We start from the raw sequence: 18,863 nt of genomic DNA, 5'->3' as shown, positions 1-18,863 counted from the left end.
CGGCCGACCCGCATCCGGGCCGGCCGACGGACAGGCCGTGTTCAGCGGCGTGCGAGCCGGCGTCCGTGGTGGGCGCCGGGTGCATAGGCCCTGTCGTAGTGCTGGAAGATCTCTGCTTCCCGCTCGACCGGCAGAATGTCGTCCACGCCCATGGACGGCGCCTTCTTCACCAGCCCTTTGGGGTGTGTCACCTTCACGTAACCGGGCCCGACGACCGCTTCGTCGACGGGGACGAAGACCAGCCGCTGCCGTGTCGGCAGGCCGGTACGGACGGTGACCATGGCCGGTTCGTCGGTCGTCGTGTCGACGTAGACCGCTTCCAGGGCTCCGATCTTCTGTCCCTTGGGGTCGACCACGTCGCGGTTGCGCCACTCGCGGATATCGGCTGAATGGATCATTCGTCGCTCCTTGCGGCCCGCAGCCTTGCGCAGACGTCCGACCTGGGCGACCGCGCTCGACCAGCCTGTTTTCACGTTACTCCGAGCACCGCCGTGCCGCCTGGTTGACCTGCTCCTTTCCGGGCCCCGAACGCCGGAGGGAGCCGGCGGACCGCTGTGCCGGGCCCACGGCCGGCTGCCTTCCGTTCCCTGTGCCGCTGCGACCGCTTCCCTCCCTGGTGTGAGCCGCGCCCTCGCACCGCAGGTCGGACGGGCCGCACGGACGCGGGGCAGGCCCTCCTGCCGTTGGAACTTTGTCGACCGGTCGTCTACTTTTGCTGAGTGACCGGCGCCGCCTGGTGGCCGGTCCCGATCGAAAGGACAGACATGAACACCACGGGTCACAAGGTCGCGGTCATCACGGGGGCATCACAGGGCATCGGTGCCGGTCTTGTCGACGCCTACCGCAAGCTCGGCCACGCCGTCGTCGCGACCTCCCGCACCATCGCGCCCTCCCAGGACCCGGGCGTCGTCACGGTCCAGGGCGACATCGCCGACCCGGCCACCGCCGAACGTGTCATCGCGGCCGGGCTCGAGCGGTTCGGCCGTATCGACACGCTGGTGAACAACGCCGGCATCTTCGTCGCCAAGCCGTTCACCGAGTACACGCGGGAGGACTACGACGCGATCACCGGGATCAACCTGAGCGGCTTCTTCCGTATCACCCAGCTCGCGGTCGAGGCGATGGTCCGACAGGGCGCAGGCCATGTCGTCCAGATCACCACCAGCCTGGTCGACCAGGCGGACTCATCGCTGCCGTCCGTGCTGGCCTCGCTGACCAAGGGCGGGCTGCAGTCCGCGACCAAGTCCCTGGCCATCGAGTACGCCACCCGGGGCGTGCGCAGCAACGCCGTCGCCCTCGGCGTCATCAAGACGCCGATGCACCCGCAGGAGTACCACGAGACGCTCGCCGCGATGCATCCGGTCGGGCGGATGGGTGAGGTGGCCGACGTCGTCGACGCGGTTCTCTACCTCGAGAACGCCCCGTTCGTCACCGGCGAGATCCTCCACGTCGACGGCGGTCAGAACGCCGGCCACTGACGGTGATGCCCGGGCGCCGTCCTCAGCGCCCGGGCGCCGGCCGGTCCGCACCGCGGCGCGGCGACCGCACCCTGGTCACGGGTCGTCGGGGCCGTTCTCACGCAGTCTTCGCCACAGACGGGTGCGGTGCAGCACGCACATGGGTCCGAGTGATGGTCCCTGCGGGCATCGACACCACCGATACGATCATCGTCCCTCACCGTGATCACGGGTTGCGGCACGTTCCAGCCCGGGCAAGCCGTCAGGGCCGTGCACACGCAGCGACTCGTTCGCACCCACGGGCAGTGCCGAACGGGTTGAGGGGAACCCCGCCGAGTGGGGTGGCAACCACGCCGGCAGGGGCGTCGTCGACCTCGCGAACGGTGTCCCACCGCGCGGTCGGCGGACTCACTTCCGGTGAACCACGCCGGTTACGCTCGGAGTGTGACCGACGACGAGCAGGGCGCGCCCGGGCTGCCGAGCGGTGACGGTCTTCCCGGCGAGGGCGGGGGAGCGGCCGACCACGCGGAGCGGGAGCACCCTGTTTTCGAGCTCGGTACGGACGGGCCGAAGGTCATCATGGCCGGGGTCGACGGCTCCGACTCCTCCTGGCGGGCGGCGTCCTATGCGGCGGGTCTCGCCCGCCGCCAGGGCGCGCTGCTGGCGCTCGTGTACGTGCAGCCGATTCCGGTCTCGTCCGCTCCCGGTGTCGTGGGGGTCATGGCGCAGGCCTCGGCCGAGGTCGCCGAGGAGATCGGTGCCCAGGCCCACCGGGACGCCGAGCGGCTGGGCGAGGTCTACCGCAATCTGCGCTGGGAGTTCCACACGTTCCGCGGCGACCCCTATTCCGGTCTTGTGCGGACCGCGGACGATCTGCGGGCCGACGCGGTGGTCGTGGGCGCCTCCGAGAAGGCGGGTCACCGGTTCATCGGTTCGCTCGCGGTCCGTCTCGTCAAGGCGGCGCGGTGGCCGGTGACGGTGGTGCCCTGACGGCCCGGCCCTCTCCTTCGGGGACGGCGGGGCCCTTCCGGGATCGGCCCCGTTCGCCGAGGCTGATGATGTCCCGGTGCCCGGTGTGACTGAAGGTGCTGACGGTGCTCATGAGGCAGGTAGGGGCGCGTGGTGACGCACTCGTGTCCTCAGGCCATGGCCACCGTGGAATGTGGGTGCTAGAAATGTCCCATGGCGAACCGTCTCGCCCGGTTTAGACGTATATTCTTGCGTCCGCTGGCCGGCAAGAGCCCTCGAAGTGTCGCCGGGCAGATGTTCGTAATGCAGGTGGCGCTGGTGATACTCCTCGTCCTCTGCGCCGTCTTCGCGCTCGTCCTGCAGTCCCAGCGGGACACCGGCTCCGAGGCCAAGCGCCGCTCGATCGCCGTCGCCCAGACCTTCGCCCATTCCCCGGGCATCCTTCCTGCACTGCGGACGTCCGATCCGTCGGCGGTGCTCCAGCCGCTCACCGAGGCGGGACGCAAGGCGTCGGGTGTCGACTTCATCGTCGTGATGGACACCAAGGGCATCCGGTACACCCATCCCCTGCCGAGCCGGATCGGACAGCGGTTCGTGGGCAACATCGGCCCCTCCTTGGCCGGGAAGGTCTACACCGAGAGCGTGCACGGTCCCCTCGGTGACGAAGTGCAGGCCACCGTTCCCGTCAAGGACGCCTCCGGCAAGGTGGTGGCCCTCGTCTCGGCCGGGCTGAAGGTCAAGAACGTGGCCAGCCAGGTGGACCGGCAGCTGCCGATCATCCTGGGCGCCGGTGCCGCCGCGCTCGTCGTGGCCACCGGAGTGACGGCCCTGGTGAGCAGGCGGCTGCGCCGTCAGACCCACAGCCTGGCGCCGGCCGAGATGACCCGCATGTACGACCACCACGACGCCGTGCTGCACTCCGTACGCGAAGGGGTGCTCATCATCGGTGAAGGCAGCCGGCTGCTGCTCGCGAACGACGAGGCCCGGCGGCTGCTGGAGCTGCCCGCGGACGCCGAGGGACACCACGTGGCGGAGTTGACCAACCTCGACCCCGAGATCGTCGCGCTGCTCATCTCCGGCCGGGAGGCCACCGACGAGGTGCACTTCGCGGGCGAGCGTCTGCTCGCGGTCAACCAGCGGCCCACGGACCGTGACGGAGGTCCCAAGGGAATCGTGGTGACACTGCGCGACTCCACCGAGCTCCAAGCGGTGTCCGGCAGGGCGGAGGTCGCACGTGAGCGGCTCAAGCTGCTGTACGACGCGGGACTGAGCATCGGCACCACCCTCGACGTGATGCGCACCGCGGACGAACTGGCGAAGGTCGCGGTACCCCGCTTCGCCGACTTCGTCACCGTCGACATCGCCGACGCGGTGCTGCAGGGCGAGGAGCCGGCCACCACGGCGACCGACCTGCGGCGCACCACGGTGCGCGGCGTCCGGAACGACCACCCGCTCTACGAGAAGGGACGTCTGATCGACTTCGTGTCGTCGACGCCCCAGGCGCGCGGCTGGGGTTCGGGGAGCTCGGAACTGGTGGCCGACCTGTCGACCGCCACGGGCTGGCATGCGCAGGACCCCAAGCGCACCAAGGCGATCATCGACTACGGCATCCACTCGCTCATCACCGCCCCGATCCGGGCCCGCGGCGTGGTGCTGGGCATGGCCAACTTCTGGCGCTCCAAACGGCACCTCCCCTTCGACGACGAGGAGTTGTCGCTGGCCGAGGAGCTGGTGGCCCGTGCGGCGGTCAGCATCGACAACGCCCGCAGGTACACCCGCGAGCACGCCCTCGCGGTGACGCTCCAGCGCAGCCTGTTGCCGCGCGCCCTGCCCGAGCAGAGCGCGCTGGAGATCGGATACCGCTATCTGCCGGCGCAGTCGGGTGTCAGCGGAGACTGGTTCGACGTGATTCCGCTCCCCGGGAGCCGGGTGGCGCTGGCCGTCGGCGACGTGGTCGGCCACGGCCTGCACGCCGCGGCGACGATGGGACGGCTGCGGACGGCGGTGCACAACTTCTCCACGCTCGATCTGCCGCCCGACGAACTGCTGGGCCACATGGACGATCTGGTGGGCCGCATCGACCAGGACGAGACGAGCGCGGAGGCCGCGGGGGTGGTGGGCGCGACCTGTCTGTACGCGATCTACGACCCGGTGACGCGCTACTGCAGCATGGCGCGCGCGGGACATGTGAGCCCGGCGCTTGTCCTTCCCGGCGGAAGTGTGACGTTTCCCGACCTGCCGGCCGGGCCGCCGCTCGGCCTGGGTGGCATGCCGTTCCAGAAGGCCGAACTGGAGCTCCCGGAAGGCAGCCAGCTCGTCCTGTACACCGACGGCCTCATCGAGGACCGCAGACGCGATCTGGACGTGGGCATGGAAATGCTGCGCAATGCGCTGGCCGGCCATCCCGACCGGTCACCTGAGGACAGCTGCCAGGCCGTGCTGGACGAACTGCTCACGGGGCGGCGCAAGGACGACGTCGCCCTGCTGATCGCCCGTACCCGTGCGCTGCCGTCCGACCGGGTCGCCGACTGGGACGTGCCGTTCGACCCGGCCGCCGTGTCCGGCATGCGCGTGGCCCTGTCCGACAAGCTCGAGGAGTGGGGCCTGTCCGAACTCGGCTTCGGTATGGAACTCGTCCTGAGCGAACTCATCACGAACGCCATCCGCTACGGCTCCGAGCCGATCCATGTACGGCTGATCCGCGACCGCACACTGATCTGCGAGGTGGCCGACGGCAGCAGCACCTCCCCGCATCTGCGCTATGCCGCGACGACCGACGAGGGAGGGCGTGGCCTGTTCCTGGTCTCGCAGATGGTCGAGCGCTGGGGCACGCGCTACACCCCTCAGGGCAAGGTGATCTGGGCCGAGCAGGCCCTCCCGGAGACCGGCGAGGACCTCGGCCTCACCTGGTTCGACGTGGACTCGGCCTTCTCGGACTGAGAGGCCGGGCCGACGGCCCTGTGCGCGGGGCGGGACGCCCGGTCTCAGTCGAGGTCCATGCCGAGCGCGGCGTCCGGACGGCAGAAGGGGCACGCCTGGACCATCGGATCCGTCAGCGCCGCCCGAGCCTCCTGGGCGCCGATCGGGTGCTTGGCTCCGCCGCTCGTGCAGTCGGCGGTGTGAATGCGGGCGGGCTCGGGGCCCACCGCCCTCTTCTGCCGCTCGACCGTGAAGCCCGCCGCCCCCTTTGTGCTGTCCGTCGCCGCGGGCGCGCTCGAGCGGCGCTGTCCGCGCGGCTGCGGTCGCGCGGACCGTTGTTCCTGCGTACGGGCGAGTGCCTCGCGTACGGCGGACTGCTGAAGCCGCAGGTAGATGCCGACCGTCTCGTTCTCGGCCACCCGCTCGTCCAGGTAGGCCAGGATGGCGCGGAGCCGGCCCGGATCCGGTGGCAGCTCGGTCATGGAGCTCGTCCGTCCCGCTCAGAACCGTGCTCCGCGCTCCCGCTCCACTGCGGCCCGCCCGGGTTCGCGCGGCGCCGTCCACGCGGCGGGCGTCCGTTTCCGCTCCTGCCGGTGGGCGTGACGGAACGCCGCTGTCGACGGTCGATACAGGCGCCCCCGCGCTCCCGTCCGGCCGGGCTGTTCGGCGAGCCGCCGGTACGTCGCGCTCCACTCCTGCCGGGCCTGGGCGAGGTCGTCGGGATGTCTGTGCCGCATGGTCGGATTCAATCATGTGTTCGATTTTTTGGTCGACTCCGGGCACCGGGGGCCGGCGCGCCGGAGCCGACGGCTCCGAAGGGCCGGGCCCGCCCGTCCGGCCGGCGTGGTCGGTCGGACGAACGGGCGGGCCCGTCGCCGTTCAGCTCCAGGTCATGTTGATCTCGCCGCCGAAAGTGGCATACCCGGCGCGCGCGAAGGCCCGCGCCATCGGGACGTTGGCCCTGTCCGTGGACGCCCGGATGCGGGGCACGTCCTGCCCGGCGAGGACCCTTGTGCCCTCGGCGAGCACGTCGTCGACGTAGCCGTTGCCGCGCTGCTCGGGCAGGACGGCGATATAGGCGATGATCGGGTTGTAGCCGTTGTGCGCCGGGATCACGAAGCCGACCGGCTCGCCGTCGGGCAGGGTGGCGATGCGCCACCAGTCCCGAGGGGTCCGATAGCGGGCCAGCTCTTCCTCGTACTGCTTCACCGCCGCCTCGCGCGGTGAAGCCCGGGTCAGTTCGTCGCGGCTGTGGGCGTCCAGCGTCCCCTCGAGCACCCGGGTCATCAGGGCCAGCAGCTCATCGGTGTCCAAGGGCGGCCTGAACCGGAGGCGCCCACGGTCGGCGGGAGCCGGGTTCCGGGGCTGCCATTCGAGGCGGAGGCGCTCGACGAACAGCCGGGCACCCGTGCGCTCCAGGACGGCCATACGGTCCTGGACGGGGCGCCTGGTCGCGGTGCTGTCCCGCCACCGGGGAGGGACCATGCGGCTGTACTCCGGACGCGGGGATCCCTCGGGGACGGTCGCGGCCGTCGCGGTCTCCAGGAGCCGTACGCCGACGTCCACCCGATCCGGCTCCGGAAGGCCGTCGTCGATGTCGAGAAGGTCCAGGATCAGCGGTGAGCCGACTCCCGGGCGGCTCCACCACGCGGTCCGCGCGAGCAGCCGGTCGCCCTGCAGCGCGATCCACATCCACTCCGGGCGCCGGCGGCCCTGGACGAGGTCGTCCGCGAGTTCGTCGTTGAGGAGGTAGGGCAGTTCGTTGAAAAGGTCGAGTTCTTCCCGCCCGGTGATCGGGCGGATGGTCATGTCGTTCTGTCGCACGGTCGAGGCACTCTCGGTGAAGGCGCCCGTCGCTCCGGGGTCAGACGGTGTGAATCCCGCCCCGGGAGGAGACAAGCGCGGTGATCATGGGGAACATCGGCCCACCCCTCCTCTCATGGATCGTGGTCCTCGGCCCTGGCGGCCGGGATCCAGCAGCAAGTTGTATCCAGCCGCGGTGCCGTCCGCAATCACTTTTCGACCGCCCTCGGCACGGCACGGGACCGCGACCGCGCCCGTGACACGGGCAAGGGCCTCGCCCGCTGTGCCGTTCGCCGTGGACGGGGTGCCCTCGGCCACCGTCCGTCCGGCGTCCGGGGCCCTCGACCGGACCATCTGGCGCACCGTCTCCTCCACCGGTCGCCGTACCGGCCGATCCCATGGCAGTCACCTGCAGAAGCTGTGACGATGGCTTACAGGCCTACAGACGCGACGGCGGGCTGGGAGATGACATGCCGATCAGCCGGGTGGGACTCGTTGTGCACGGAGGCCGCCGGGAGGCGGTGTCCGGAGCACAGACCGTACGGGCGTGGTGCGCACGGCACGGCATCGGCTGCGTCGACATCGACGTGTGGCAGGGCGAGGGGAGCCGGCACACGCCCCGCGAGGAGGTGCAGGCCGCCGGCAGCCCCGATCTCATCGTGACGCTCGGCGGGGACGGCACGTTCCTGCGCGGAGCGCGCATCGCCGCCCAGAAGGACATCCGGGTGCTGGGCGTGGACCTGGGCAAGGTCGGTTTTCTGACCGAGACCCCGGTGGCGGACGTGGAGCGTGCGCTGGACGCCGTGAACGCGGGCGAGTCCGAGTGCGAGGAACGCATGACGCTGACGATGCGGGCGTCCAGACTGCTCGAGGTGCCCAGCCCCGAGGAGGCGGTGCTCTGCTACGGCAGGGGCCCGGCGCTGCCCGCCCCGCAGCCGGCGACCGATCCGGACGAGGAGGACGATCCGTGGGGGATCGCGCTGGACGTCACCGCGCTGAACGACATCGTCGTGGAGAAGCTGGCGCGGGACCACCAGGTGAGTGTGGGCGTCTACTTCGCGGGCCGGCTGCTGGCCTCGTACTCGGCCGACGGTGTCATCCTGGCGACCCCGACCGGTTCGACGGCCTACAGTTTCGCCGCGGGCGGGCCGGTGCTCTCCCCGCGGATGCGCGCGGTGATCTTCACTCCGGTCGCCCCGCACATGGCCTTCAACCGTACGGTGATCGCCAACGCCGACGAGCCGGTCGCCCTGCGCGTCCTGCCCCACTCGGGGCGTGCCGCGGTCAGTGTCGACGGGCAGCCGCGCGCCATCCTCGAGCCCGGCGACTGGATCGGCGTGATCGCCTCCCCGCGTCCCCTGCGCCTGGTCAGGCTGACCCCGACCAACTTCTACGGTCGGCTGCGGGAGCGGATGAGGCTCACGGACGCCCCCGCGACGGCCGCGGACGGTGAGGCGGCGCCGATGTTCCGGCCCTCCAGCCCGGTGCCCGACGACCTGCGTCACCTCCAGCTGCCGCCACCACCGTGAGACCGCCGGGGCGGCGGGGAATGTCCGCGGGGTCCGACCGGTTGTAGCGCCCGTGGTGGTGAAGGGAACAGTGTCCCCGGGCCTCACCCTCCGCCCATGAGGACGATCGTTCGGCTGAAGCCTCATGGAGCCTTTCGCCGAGAGGCGACCGCCCTTCACGACCACGGGTTCGGCCACTCCGCCTCCCTGCCGGTTTCCCGGCCGGGGGCGGGTGTCGGGCACCACGCACCGGATGGGTGCGGACGCCGGACGATCGGCCGGAACCCCGGGAATGCGGCGACGGAACCCGTTGTTGCAAGAAGCGACTGACATGAGCGGGTCAAATCCGCGGAGTGTCGGCGGAAGGAGGACCTCATGGCACGCAGCACACAGCGGCCCGTCGTCAAGCTGAAGTCGACGGCAGGGACCGGCGTCACCTATGTGACGCGCAAGAACCGTCTGAACGACCCCGACCGGCTCGTCCTGCGCAAGTACGACCCGGTGGCGGGAGAGCACGTTCTCTTCCGCGAGGAACGCTGAGCCACGCCTCCGCCCTGCGGCGGAGGCCATGAGGAGGGACATCCCATGAGGACCGGTATCCACCCCGACTCCCGCCCGGTCGTCTTCCGGGACCGCGCCGCGGGTTTCGCGTTTCTGACCCGTTCGACCGCGCACTCCACGCGCACGGTCGAGTGGGAGGACGGCAACACCTACCCGGTGATCGACGTCGAGATCTCGTCGGCCAGCCACCCGTTCTACACGGGCACCTCGCGGGTCGTGGACACCGCCGGCCGCGTCGAGCGCTTCGAGCGGCGCTACGGCCGGGCGGCACAGGTCCGCGGCTGACCGCGGTCCGGCATCCGGCCAAGAGAACCAGGAAGAGAGGACAGTCATGAAGGTGCGCAACTCTCTGCGCTCGCTGAAGTCGAAGCCGGGGGCCCAGGTGGTGCGCCGCCGGGGTGTGACCTTCGTGGTCAACAAGAAGAACCCCCGCTTCAAGGCCCGTCAGGGCTGACGCCGCCGTGCGGCGGTGACCGCCACCGCGCGCGACCGGCTTCCGCCGTGCACACGGCACGGCCACCTCGCTGTTCGGCCCCGGCCGGTGTCACCACCGGCCGGGGCCGTCGACGTGGAACAGCAGGGACGGCGACGGCGTTACCGTGTCGGCATCAGACGAATGATCAAGGCGGATCATCATGCACGGCGAGTACAAAGTGCCCGGTGGCAAGCTGGTCGTGGTCGATCTCGACGACCACGGGGGCGTCCTGCGCAACGTCCGGGTCGCGGGTGACTTCTTCCTCGAACCCGACGAGGCGCTGCTCGCCGTCAACCAGGCACTCGAAGGGGTCCCCGTCGACACGGAGGCGGCCGCGCTCGCCCTGCGGATCGAACAGGGCCTTCCCGAGGGGACCGTCATGTACGGACTGACCGCGGAGGGCGTCGCCGTGGCGGTCCGCCGGGCCCTGGCACAGGCGACGGACTGGACCGACTACGACTGGCAGCTCGTCCACGAGCGGCCCCAGTCGCCCGCCCTGCACATGGCGCTCGACGAGGTCCTGACGGAGGAGGTCGCCGCGGGGCGCCGGCCACCGACTCTCCGCGTCTGGGAGTGGGGCGGACCGGCCGTCGTGATCGGCAGTTTCCAGTCGTTGAGGAACGAGGTCGACGCGGAAGCCGCCGAGCGCCACGGGATCACCGTGGTACGGCGCATCTCGGGCGGCGGGGCCATGTTCGTGGAGCCGGGCAACACCATCACGTACTCCCTCTCCGTGCCCGCCTCCCTCGTGTCCGGGCTGTCGTTCGCCGATTCCTACGCCTATCTCGACGACTGGGTGCTGGGCGCCCTGGACGACATGGGCATCAAGGCGTGGTACCAGCCCCTGAACGACATCACCAGCGAGGCGGGGAAGATCGCGGGAGCCGCCCAGAAGCGCGTGATCGGTCCGGACGGCGGGCCTGGCGCGGTTCTCCACCACGTGACCATGTCGTACGACATCGACGCCGACAAGATGCTGGAGGTGCTCCGCATCGGCCGGGAGAAGCTGTCCGACAAGGGCATCCGCAGCGCCAGGAAGCGCGTCGACCCGCTGCGACGGCAGACGGGTCTGTCGCGCGAGACCGTCATCGAACGCATGATCCGGTCCTTCGACGCGCGCTACGGCCTCTCGAGCGGCGGGGTGACCCCCGACGAACTGAAGCGGGCCGAGGAACTCGCCGCGGCGAAGTTCTCCTCCCCAAAGTGGACCGCCCGGGTCCCGTGAACGCGCACAGCGGGGTCACCTCCCGGCAGGAGGTGACCCCGCTCAGGGGTGCCGCTCGTCAGCGCTTGAAGACGTCCTTGGTCTTCTCCTTGGCCTGACGTGCGCTGCCCTTCGCCTTCTCGGCCCGGCCTTCGGCGGTCATCTTCTCGTTGCCCACCGCGCGGCCGACCGTCTCCTTGGTCTTGCCCTTGGCCTCTTCCATTTTCGCCTTGGCCTTCTGTTCACCAGCCACCGTTGCTCACTCCAGTCGCATTCGACTCCGGTGTCATGACGTCGGGTGATCCGACGAGCCGCGAGTAAACATCGACGCCGCGACGGGCGCCGTGGCCGGCTCAGCGGTAGCGGGCGGCCACCTCGGCGAATCGGTCGAGATTCCCCAGCGTGTCCGGCTCCGGCGCCGTCGGCAGATAGAAGAGCAGACGCTCGACCCCGAGGGCGATGTAGCCCTCGATCTGCCCCGGGTCCGCGGGAACCCCGTACACCATCACCGGCACGTCCCGCCCCGCGACGGAACGCAGTCGTTCGATCCTGGGGCCGAGCTCGTCGGGCGACGCGCTGTTGGCCAGCCATGCGTCACCCAACTGCGCCACCCGTGGGAAGGCGCCCTCGCCGCCACCGACGTAGATCGGCGGATGCGGGCGCTGCACGGGCTTCGGCCAGGAGAAGACCGGATCGAAGTCCACGAACTCGCCGTGGAACTCCGCCTTCTCCTTGGTCCACAGTTCCACGATGGCGCGCAGCCGCTCGTCGGTGAGGCGACCGCGGGTCGAGGGATCGGCACCGTGGTTGCTCATCTCCTCACGGTTCCATCCGATGCCGACACCGAAGGCGGCACGGCCGTTCGAGATCAGATCGAGCGAGGCCACCTCCTTCGCGGTGGTGATCGGGTCGCGCTGCGGGATCAGGGCGATGCCGGTGCCCAGCAGCAGCCGCTCGGTGACGGCGCCGACCGCGCTCAGGGCGACGAAGGGGTCGAGTGTGCGGTAGTACCGCTCCGGCAGCTCACCGCCACCGGGATACGGCGACCGGCGGTCCACCGGGATGTGCGAGTGCTCGGCGATGAACAACGAGTCGAATGCTCGTTCCTCCAGGGCCCTGCCGAGTGGGGCCGGGCGGATGCCCTGGTCGGTGATGAAGGTCGCGATGCCGAATTTCACGGGAACTCCGTCGAGGATCGGTCGAACCGGGGAACGGACGGTGTGACGAGCTTGCGGAGGTCCTGGGCCGGGGACCCGCGTCCGGCCGTCACCGTGCCAGGACCTCACAGACCGCGGGGTCGTCGAGCACGGACGTGCACCATGCGAAGTGGTCGTCGCCACCGCCCGGCGCGAAGGCGTCGCACGTGGCCATCGCATAGGCCGCGCGGTAGATCAGCAGGTCGTCGGTCTCGTAGCCGAACTCGTCGGCGAACCGCTCGGTGAGCCGCCGGGTGATCTCCGCCGCGTGTTCCACGGACGTCGGAAAGATCGCCGCGGCGACGGCGGCGTCGAACCGTGGGTCCCCGCCCGTGGACAGGAAGCCGTAGTCGACGAGCGCGACGGGCCTGAGGTCGTCGTCGACCAGGACGGTCTCGGGGAAGACATCGCCGTGCACGACCGCCTCGGGCGTCGTCGCGGGCAGGGACCGCAGCCTCTCCATGAGACGGGCACGCTTGCCCGCGAAGTCGGTGACCCGTGCGGAGAGCGGGGCGGAGCAGCGGCCGACCCGCCGGTCGATGAGATCGGCGAGTGCGGTCCCGAAGGCGGTGTGTCCCTCCCACAGCGGGCGTTCCTCGTCCAGCACGGGCAGCCGCTTCACCTCGTCGACGTCATGGGCGTCCGCGAGCCCGCGCAGCACCCGCACCAGGCAGTCGACCGCTTCGGGCAGCACCTCGGGGTCGTCGGTACGGACCTTGACCGCCAGGGGCTCGCCGGTGGGCTCCCGCTCGACGGTGACCGGCACGCCCGCGATGTCCTGGACGGCGAGGATCCGTGGTGCCTCGAAGGGCAGATGCCCGGCGGAGTCGGCGTAGAAGCGCTGCATGCGCAGCAGTTCCGATCCATGGCGGTGCTCCCACACCCTGGCTACCCTGCCCTGGCCGACCAGGTAGACGGCGCCCTCCACCGCGCCCTCGACGGGCCGCGCGTCGGGATAACCGGCGTCGACAAGGTGCTGAAGCCGCTCGGCCGTGGGATCTCTCCCCGTGTCGGACATCTCGCGCCTCCTTCTTCGCGCTTCGGTCCGCGTGGTCCGAGGAGCGGGAGATCGACGGGGACCTTGCCGTCGTCGAACCGCCGACGAGCCGGCCCTCGGCACTCCCACCCTCGCCGGGCCCGGTGCAGTTGCGTGGGACCGGCCGGGTTGGTGTCGTGACCGCCGGCGGTCGCACCGACCGCGAGCCCGGGGACTCCCACGACAGCGGCCACGGCGACACGCCGCACGACTGCCTCCCACGGGAGCGGCCCACCGGGCGACTCACCGAGTGCGACCGCACCGCGCCTCTGTCGAACATACGGACGTGGTGGGATGCGCCGCGACCTCGGTTGACCCAGGCGGGTGAGTCGGCTCCCTCAGCTCCAGAGGGGGTAGGTCATCGTCTGCCGGAACCCGTCCGGTCTGCCGTCCGTGTAGACGAGGCTCATCCGGGTGAACTGCTGCATCTTCGGGTTCTTCGCCCAGGGCTTGGGGTCGTCCAGGCGCACGGTGACCGTGTACGAGTGGAACGTGCCCGCCGCGCAGTAGGGATCGCAGTCGTTCACCAGGTTCGTGCCCGTGGCCTGCGCGGAGTCCGCACCCCAGTGGGACCAGCGCAGCGAGGCAAGGCGGCTGTTGCCGTCTCCGCAGGCCAGCATGAAGTCGCCGGGGTGTACCTGCGGCTTCCACAGGCAGTCGACGAGCACCGGCGGGGCGGACTGTTGCTGCACGGCGTGTGCTGCCGGTGGTGCCGCCGCCGGGAAGGCGGAAGCGGGCCCCATGGCCGCCGCGAGCGATGCGACGGCACAGAGTGTGACCGCCGTGCTGACTGTGTATCTCCGCATATGTGCTCCCGGCCGCCTGTCTTCGGACTCCTGCGCCCGTACCTGCTCGGTTCTGTGATGACGCTACGACCGTGCCGCAGGATGCACCACTTGTACGGAGCAACACCGCGGCCGCGCCTCCGAACCGCCTGCCTGGCCGTCACCGAGGGCGAGCAGTCCGGCGTGATGCCGGTGGCGTTCCCGATGCGGCGCGCCGTCCGTCCGGCCGCGTGAGCGGGGCCGGCCTGCCCGCCGGACGGCCGTGTCACGGCGTGGATTCGTCCGGTTCCCGCGTGACAGGCTGGAGAGAAGCCCTGTAGAGGGAGGATGGTATGGACTGGCGCGTATTCGGTCAGCAGATGGCGTCGATGGCGCGCGATCTGCTGGCGCAGGACTCGGTCGATGCCACGCTGGCCAGGATCACCGGGTCGGCGACGGAACTGGTGGAGGGCTGCGACGAGGCCGGCATCCTCATCGTCCAGGGCAGCCGCGCGGAGTCCCTGGCGCCCACCGGCCGGGTAGTGGTCGAGAGCGACATGCTCCAGGAGCGCCTCGGTGAGGGCCCCTGTTTCGACGCCGCCCGCAGTTCCGAGGGGGAGCGCGTCTTCCGGATCGCCGACTTCACCGCCGCGCAGCCGCGCTGGCCCTCCTACGGTCCCGAGGCCCGCAAGCTCGGCCTGGGCAGCATGATGGGGTTCCTGCTGTTCACGGAGGACGAGGACCTCGGCGCGCTGAACCTCTACTCCTTCCACCCCGGCGCCTTCACCGAGGCCAGTGAGACCGCCGGCTGGCTCCTCGCCTCCCACGCCGCGGTCGCCTTCTCCAGCGCCCGCACCCACGCCCAACTGCAGAACGCCCTCACCACCCGCCACACCATCGGTGAGGCCATGGGCATCCTGATGGGCAGCCATGACCTCGCGGAGGACCAGGCCTTCGACGTTCTGCGCCGCTACTCGCAGGAACACAACATCAAACTCCGCGAGGTCGCCCGCCGGATCTGCGAACGGGGCACCGTCGTCTGACACAGGGGCCCGCCCCCGCCGGCGGGAGGCGGGCGTGGCCCGGCGCCGGGGTCAGCCGATGTTCCCCATGCGGTCCCGCCCCGGTGGCACCGACCTCGTCCAGGCGGCCGGTGCCATCGACCTGGGGGTGTTTGCAGGTTCGGCCCTGCTGTCGGTGCGCGGGCTGTCCGGCCACAGCTGAGCACGTCGGCCCGCGACCGCATGGTCCATCGTGTGGCCCTGGAGCTGCCGGCTGCTTCCGGCGGTCGCGTCGACCATGGCCTGGGCGACCTGTTCGAGGCTGTTCTCCAGCGTCTGCAGCAGTTGCTCGTCCTGGTGGCGAAGCGCGCCCAGCAGGTCCATGGCCCGTTCGTCGTCGGCGAGAGCGGCGATGCTCTCACCGACCCGGCAGGCCGCCAACGCCTGGGCGGTCGCGGCGTACTCGCCCTCGATGTTCTTCAACAGGCGGCGCTCGGCGGCCGGTTGACCGCCGTACAGCAGGCCGTCGACGATCATCGCGCCGGCCTCCATGGGGATGCGGGCCGCACGGAAGGCGCCCGTCACGAGCGTGCGGACGATCGCGGTCGTGTCGGAGAGCAGGTGGCGGGGCCGGATGGCACGTACATGCTCGTCGATGCGCGTCATGTATTCGTGGGCGTCGGCGAGGTGGTGTTCCATGGCCCGGCGGTGCGGTCCGACCGGGGTCACGGCCATGTCCGCCCTGAACCTGTCGATGACCGCTGCGTGGGCGTCCCGGGCATCCTGCAGCGCCGGGATCAGCGCGTGCGTCGTCAATGTCATTGCCGTACTTCCTTGTGTGGCGTTCTGGAACGGCGTGAGTGGGGAGGCGCCCGCGGCGCGGACAGCGAGTATGGGCGGGCCCCGCCACCAGCGTGTGCGAACGGGCCGAAGATCGCCCGGCGGCCGCCGGCCCCCATACGGAGCCGAGAGGGGCTCCGACCGGCGCGATCCTCGTCGGGCGGTGCGTGCGATCACGCCCTGCCCCGCTGATCCGTCCGGGTGGCGGCAGCGGGCAGCGTGCCGCACGGGTGGCGAAGGGCCGCGTCCGGGTCGCGCACGGGGAGGCGCACGGCGCCCCTCGCTGCTTGACTTGGAGTGCACGCGAAGCCCTAGCGTTCATGCCGTGGAACTCCGGGATGCCGATTTACGGGATCCGCCGCCCGACGGGCCGGCAAGGCGGTCACGAGGTCGTGCAGCCGCGCATGGGAAGCGGCCCGCCCTCGTCCCTGGGCCATCAAGGCGGTGCCCGGCGAGTTCCGGCGCAGCGGCGGGCCCGCGGCCCGTCCAGCGGCAGGACGACATCGCAAGAAAGGCTGGGACGACATGGAGCAGCGCAGGCTTCGGGACCTGGAGGTTTCCGCCATCGGGCTCGGCTGCATGGGAATGTCCGCCTTCTACGGCTCCGCCGATCAGGAGGAGGGCGTCAAGACCATCCAGCGCGCCCTCGAGCTGGGTGTCGACTTCATCGACACCGCCCAGATCTACGGTCCGCTGACGAACGAGTTGCTGATCGGACGTGCGATCAAGGGACACCGTGACGAGTACGTCATCGCCACGAAGTTCAACTACCGCATGGACGACGCCGTTCCGGGCGACATGAGCACGGTGGGGCGGCAGGACGGTTCCGCCGAGCATGTGCGCAGCTCGATCCACGGCTCGCTCAAGCGGCTCGGGACCGACCACATCGACCTCTACTACCAGCACCGCGTCGATCCGAACGTGCCGATCGAGGAGACCGTCGGTGCGATGGCCGAACTCGTCGCGGAGGGCAAGGTCCGCCATATCGGGCTGAGCGAGGCGAGCGCGGAGACGATCCGCCGAGCGAACGCCGTCCACCCCATCGCCGCGGTACAGACCGAGTACTCGATGTGGTCACGCGACCCGGAGGCCGCCGTGCTTCCCACGTGCCGTGAGCTCGGCATCGGGTTCGTGCCGTACTCGCCGCTGGGGCGCGGCTTCCTCGCGGGCCGGTTCACCTCTCCCGACGAACTGGACGAAGGGGACTTCCGCCGCAGCGGTCCGCGGTTCACGGGCGAGAACCTGCAGGCGAACCTGAGGCTCGCGCAGAAGGTGAAGGAGATCGCCGCGGAGAAGGGCGTCACACCCGCGCAGCTCGCGATCGCCTGGGTACTGGCGCAGGGCGACGACCTCGTCCCCATCCCGGGCACCAAGCGCCGCACCTACCTGGAACAGAACGCGGGCGCGGTGGACGTCGAGCTGACGAAGGACGAACTCGAGCGCATCGAAGCCGAGTTGCCCGAGCCGGCCGGGGAGCGCTACGACGAGGCGGGGATGAGGGTGCTGAACCGTTAGCAGGTCCGGACGACGTTCGGCCGACGGCGAACCCCCGGTCCGGCGGGTGAACCCGTCGCATAGCCTGCGGACATGACGGATCACCGCCGGGTCGACCTGACCGGGATCCGGCTGGCCTACCGGGTGTGGGGCCCGCCGGATGCCCCGCCGCTCGTCCTGCTGCACGCACTGGGCGAGGGCGCCGCCGACTGGGACAGGGTGGCGCCCGTGCTCGCCCGGAGCCGACGGGTGTACGCCCTCGACCTCCGCGGTCACGGACTGAGCGACCGCCCCGGAGACTACGCGCTCGAACTCATGCAGAGCGATGTACTGCGCTTCCTCGACAGCCTGGGACTCGACCGGGTGGACCTGATCGGCCATTCGCTGGGCGGTGTCATCGCCTATTTGTTCGCCGCGGACCGTCCACAGCGAGTGGCCGGTCTTGTCCTCGAGGACGTTCCGGCACCCCGTGACCGCGAGCCGAGCACCCCTGCCAGGCCGGAGGGCGAGCTCTCCTTCGACTGGGAGGTGGTCCCGGCGGTCAGGAGGCAGCTCGACAGGCCCGACCCCGCGTGGTCGGCTCGGCTCGGTCGGATCACCGCCGACACCCTGGTCGTGGCCGGCGGCCCGAGCAGCCACATGCCCCAGGACGCGGTCGCCGAACTGGCCCGGCTCATCCCGGGCGGGCGTATGGTCACCATTCCGGTCGGACACCTGGTCCACCGCTTCGCCCCGGAGGCGTTCACCGAGGCCGTCGCGGACTTCCTGCGGCTCTGAGGCACATCCCGGAGCATCCCGGCTCCGAGGACGGCCCGGAGCCGCTCGCCCGTCGTACGCCGGTCCCCGCACATGACGGCGAAGTACCCCCGCGCCGTGACGTGCTCCGACGTGTGAAGGGGCGGTCGGGCGGCACCGCGGACGGTGAGGCGGGCCGCCGTGCGCACTTCGCGCCATGCGCACTTCGCGCCATGCGTGCGATGGGCCACTCCCGGCGCCGCCGAGCGGTGCTCCGGCTGCGTTGTCAGTGGTCCCCACTAGGTTCAGTCGTGTCCCGCCGAGCCGGTGGGGAATCCCCCCTTGCCGCAAAGGAGATGGTGCGTTGTCGGGCTGGGAGAAGTCGAGCACGGCGCGGGTGATACCACCCGCGATGCCACGCAAGCTCGCGAAAGTCCCGTTCGTCGAACTGGCCGACGGACGTCTGCAGGGCGTGGTGTCCAGCGGATCCGACATCGAGCGGGTCTATGTGTCCTCGGTCGCGGCCGGCACCTACGCGTTCGCCTGCAGCACCAACAACAACCGTCCCTGCGGCGGCGCGCGCGGCTCGTTCTGCAACCACATCCGGGCTCTGATCAACGAGGCGGTGCTGCAGTACGGCGTCGAGGGCGTCGCCCGCTATCTGCGGGTCGAGACCGAGGCGAGCGCGGAGAGCCTTGCCGCCGCCATGGCGGGCACGCATCCCTCGTCGGCCGGCAACCAGGCCGCGGCCCCCGTCTTCAGCCGATTCCTGCGCCATCTGTCCTACCTCGAACTCGCCCCCACCACGACGCCGTTGCCCGAGATGCAGTGGTTCCCGCCGACCAGGGCGGGCGTGGCGGACGTACTCCGGCACCCGCTCGGTTCGGCCGAAGTGCAGGGC

At 70.6% G+C, this 18,863-nt stretch carries 20 protein-coding genes and 1 pseudogene; 12 read left to right on the top strand and 9 right to left on the bottom strand.

Translation table 11 applies throughout. The annotated features are described in order from the left end of the window. Window positions 1–41: 41 nt before the first annotated feature. Entirely contained in the window at window positions 42–398 is a 357-nt protein-coding gene (locus RCR19_RS02920; RefSeq protein WP_331263605.1) for a PRC-barrel domain-containing protein, read from the bottom strand. 366 nt (window positions 399–764) lie between these two features. Between RCR19_RS02920 and RCR19_RS02915 the strand changes: the two genes are divergently transcribed. The 3 genes from RCR19_RS02915 to RCR19_RS02905 all read left to right on the top strand — a co-directional run bounded on the left by RCR19_RS02915 (window position 765) and on the right by RCR19_RS02905 (window position 5,366). Beyond that, a complete protein-coding gene (locus RCR19_RS02915; protein WP_331263604.1) occupies window positions 765–1,478 on the top strand; it encodes an SDR family oxidoreductase in 714 nt (237 codons plus the stop codon). A 558-nt stretch (window positions 1,479–2,036) separates the two neighbouring features. Beyond that, window positions 2,037–2,447, top strand: a complete 411-nt coding sequence (locus RCR19_RS02910) for a universal stress protein (RefSeq protein WP_079050356.1) — start codon at window positions 2,037–2,039, stop codon at window positions 2,445–2,447. 273 nt (window positions 2,448–2,720) lie between these two features. Then, window positions 2,721–5,366 carry a SpoIIE family protein phosphatase gene (locus tag RCR19_RS02905; RefSeq protein WP_331263603.1) on the top strand — a complete coding sequence of 882 codons (2,646 nt, stop codon included), beginning with the start codon at window positions 2,721–2,723 and terminating at the stop codon, window positions 5,364–5,366. Window positions 5,367–5,410: 44 nt separating this feature from the next. On the opposite strand, the gene RCR19_RS02900 is transcribed toward RCR19_RS02905, so the two are convergent. The 3 genes from RCR19_RS02900 to RCR19_RS02890 all read right to left on the bottom strand — a co-directional run bounded on the left by RCR19_RS02900 (window position 5,411) and on the right by RCR19_RS02890 (window position 7,154). Then, window positions 5,411–5,827, bottom strand: coding sequence for a DUF6233 domain-containing protein (locus tag RCR19_RS02900; protein ID WP_331263602.1), 417 nt, complete (start codon window positions 5,825–5,827; stop codon window positions 5,411–5,413). Window positions 5,828–5,845: 18 nt separating this feature from the next. Next, window positions 5,846–6,082, bottom strand: coding sequence for a hypothetical protein (locus RCR19_RS02895; RefSeq protein ID WP_331263601.1), 237 nt, complete (start codon window positions 6,080–6,082; stop codon window positions 5,846–5,848). 142 nt (window positions 6,083–6,224) lie between these two features. Then, entirely contained in the window at window positions 6,225–7,154 is a 930-nt protein-coding gene (locus RCR19_RS02890; protein WP_331269324.1) for a GNAT family N-acetyltransferase, read from the bottom strand. 464 nt (window positions 7,155–7,618) lie between these two features. On the opposite strand from RCR19_RS02890, the gene RCR19_RS02885 reads away from it, so the two are divergent. The 5 genes from RCR19_RS02885 (at window position 7,619) to RCR19_RS02865 (ending at window position 10,917) form a co-directional block, all read left to right on the top strand. Continuing rightward, the gene (locus RCR19_RS02885; protein ID WP_331263600.1) at window positions 7,619–8,677 is read left to right on the top strand and encodes an NAD(+)/NADH kinase; all 1,059 of its coding nucleotides are present in this window, start codon (window positions 7,619–7,621) and stop codon (window positions 8,675–8,677) included. A 354-nt stretch (window positions 8,678–9,031) separates the two neighbouring features. Next, window positions 9,032–9,196, top strand: a complete 165-nt coding sequence (gene rpmG / locus RCR19_RS02880) for a 50S ribosomal protein L33 (protein ID WP_059128112.1) — start codon at window positions 9,032–9,034, stop codon at window positions 9,194–9,196. 45 nt (window positions 9,197–9,241) lie between these two features. Beyond that, on the top strand, window positions 9,242–9,502 hold the full coding sequence (locus tag RCR19_RS02875; RefSeq protein WP_059128113.1) for a type B 50S ribosomal protein L31: 261 nt from the start codon (window positions 9,242–9,244) through the stop codon (window positions 9,500–9,502). A 46-nt stretch (window positions 9,503–9,548) separates the two neighbouring features. Next, on the top strand, window positions 9,549–9,671 hold the full coding sequence (ykgO, locus tag RCR19_RS02870; RefSeq protein WP_059128114.1) for a type B 50S ribosomal protein L36: 123 nt from the start codon (window positions 9,549–9,551) through the stop codon (window positions 9,669–9,671). 181 nt (window positions 9,672–9,852) lie between these two features. After that, window positions 9,853–10,917: a biotin/lipoate A/B protein ligase family protein gene (locus tag RCR19_RS02865; RefSeq protein ID WP_331263599.1), complete on the top strand. Its 1,065-nt coding sequence runs from the start codon at window positions 9,853–9,855 to the stop codon at window positions 10,915–10,917. A 58-nt stretch (window positions 10,918–10,975) separates the two neighbouring features. On the opposite strand, the gene RCR19_RS02860 is transcribed toward RCR19_RS02865, so the two are convergent. The 4 genes from RCR19_RS02860 to RCR19_RS02845 all read right to left on the bottom strand — a co-directional run bounded on the left by RCR19_RS02860 (window position 10,976) and on the right by RCR19_RS02845 (window position 13,934). Then, entirely contained in the window at window positions 10,976–11,149 is a 174-nt protein-coding gene (locus RCR19_RS02860; RefSeq protein WP_331263598.1) for a CsbD family protein, read from the bottom strand. Window positions 11,150–11,249: 100 nt separating this feature from the next. Continuing rightward, on the bottom strand, window positions 11,250–12,074 hold the full coding sequence (locus RCR19_RS02855) for an LLM class F420-dependent oxidoreductase (protein WP_331263597.1): 825 nt from the start codon (window positions 12,072–12,074) through the stop codon (window positions 11,250–11,252). A gap of 88 nt (window positions 12,075–12,162) precedes the next feature. Beyond that, window positions 12,163–13,110 carry an aminoglycoside phosphotransferase family protein gene (locus RCR19_RS02850; protein WP_331263596.1) on the bottom strand — a complete coding sequence of 316 codons (948 nt, stop codon included), beginning with the start codon at window positions 13,108–13,110 and terminating at the stop codon, window positions 12,163–12,165. A gap of 356 nt (window positions 13,111–13,466) precedes the next feature. After that, a complete protein-coding gene (locus tag RCR19_RS02845) occupies window positions 13,467–13,934 on the bottom strand; it encodes a hypothetical protein (protein ID WP_331263595.1) in 468 nt (155 codons plus the stop codon). A gap of 311 nt (window positions 13,935–14,245) precedes the next feature. On the opposite strand from RCR19_RS02845, the gene RCR19_RS02840 reads away from it, so the two are divergent. Continuing rightward, complete coding sequence (locus tag RCR19_RS02840; protein WP_331263594.1) at window positions 14,246–14,935, top strand: GAF and ANTAR domain-containing protein; 690 nt, start codon at window positions 14,246–14,248, stop codon at window positions 14,933–14,935. A gap of 51 nt (window positions 14,936–14,986) precedes the next feature. Here the strand turns inward: RCR19_RS02840 and RCR19_RS02835 are convergent, their stop codons facing one another. Continuing rightward, the gene (locus tag RCR19_RS02835) at window positions 14,987–15,715 is read right to left on the bottom strand and encodes a hypothetical protein (protein WP_331263593.1); all 729 of its coding nucleotides are present in this window, start codon (window positions 15,713–15,715) and stop codon (window positions 14,987–14,989) included. A 543-nt stretch (window positions 15,716–16,258) separates the two neighbouring features. Here RCR19_RS02835 and RCR19_RS02830 point away from each other — a divergent pair. From RCR19_RS02830 to RCR19_RS02820, 3 genes and pseudogenes are all read left to right on the top strand, one after another. Further along, complete coding sequence (locus RCR19_RS02830) at window positions 16,259–17,248, top strand: aldo/keto reductase (RefSeq protein WP_331263592.1); 990 nt, start codon at window positions 16,259–16,261, stop codon at window positions 17,246–17,248. A gap of 72 nt (window positions 17,249–17,320) precedes the next feature. Then, window positions 17,321–18,004, top strand: a complete 684-nt coding sequence (locus tag RCR19_RS02825; protein WP_331263591.1) for an alpha/beta hydrolase — start codon at window positions 17,321–17,323, stop codon at window positions 18,002–18,004. 370 nt (window positions 18,005–18,374) lie between these two features. Then, a pseudogene (locus RCR19_RS02820) lies at window positions 18,375–18,821 on the top strand (hypothetical protein); the annotation flags it as partial. Between the last annotated feature and the right edge of the window lie 42 nt (window positions 18,822–18,863).

Origin of the sequence: Streptomyces sp. WAC07094 (assembly GCF_036320405.1) — a bacterium.
GTDB classification, from domain to species: domain Bacteria; phylum Actinomycetota; class Actinomycetes; order Streptomycetales; family Streptomycetaceae; genus Streptomyces; species Streptomyces lannensis.
This window is presented reverse-complemented; position numbering and strand designations above follow the sequence as displayed.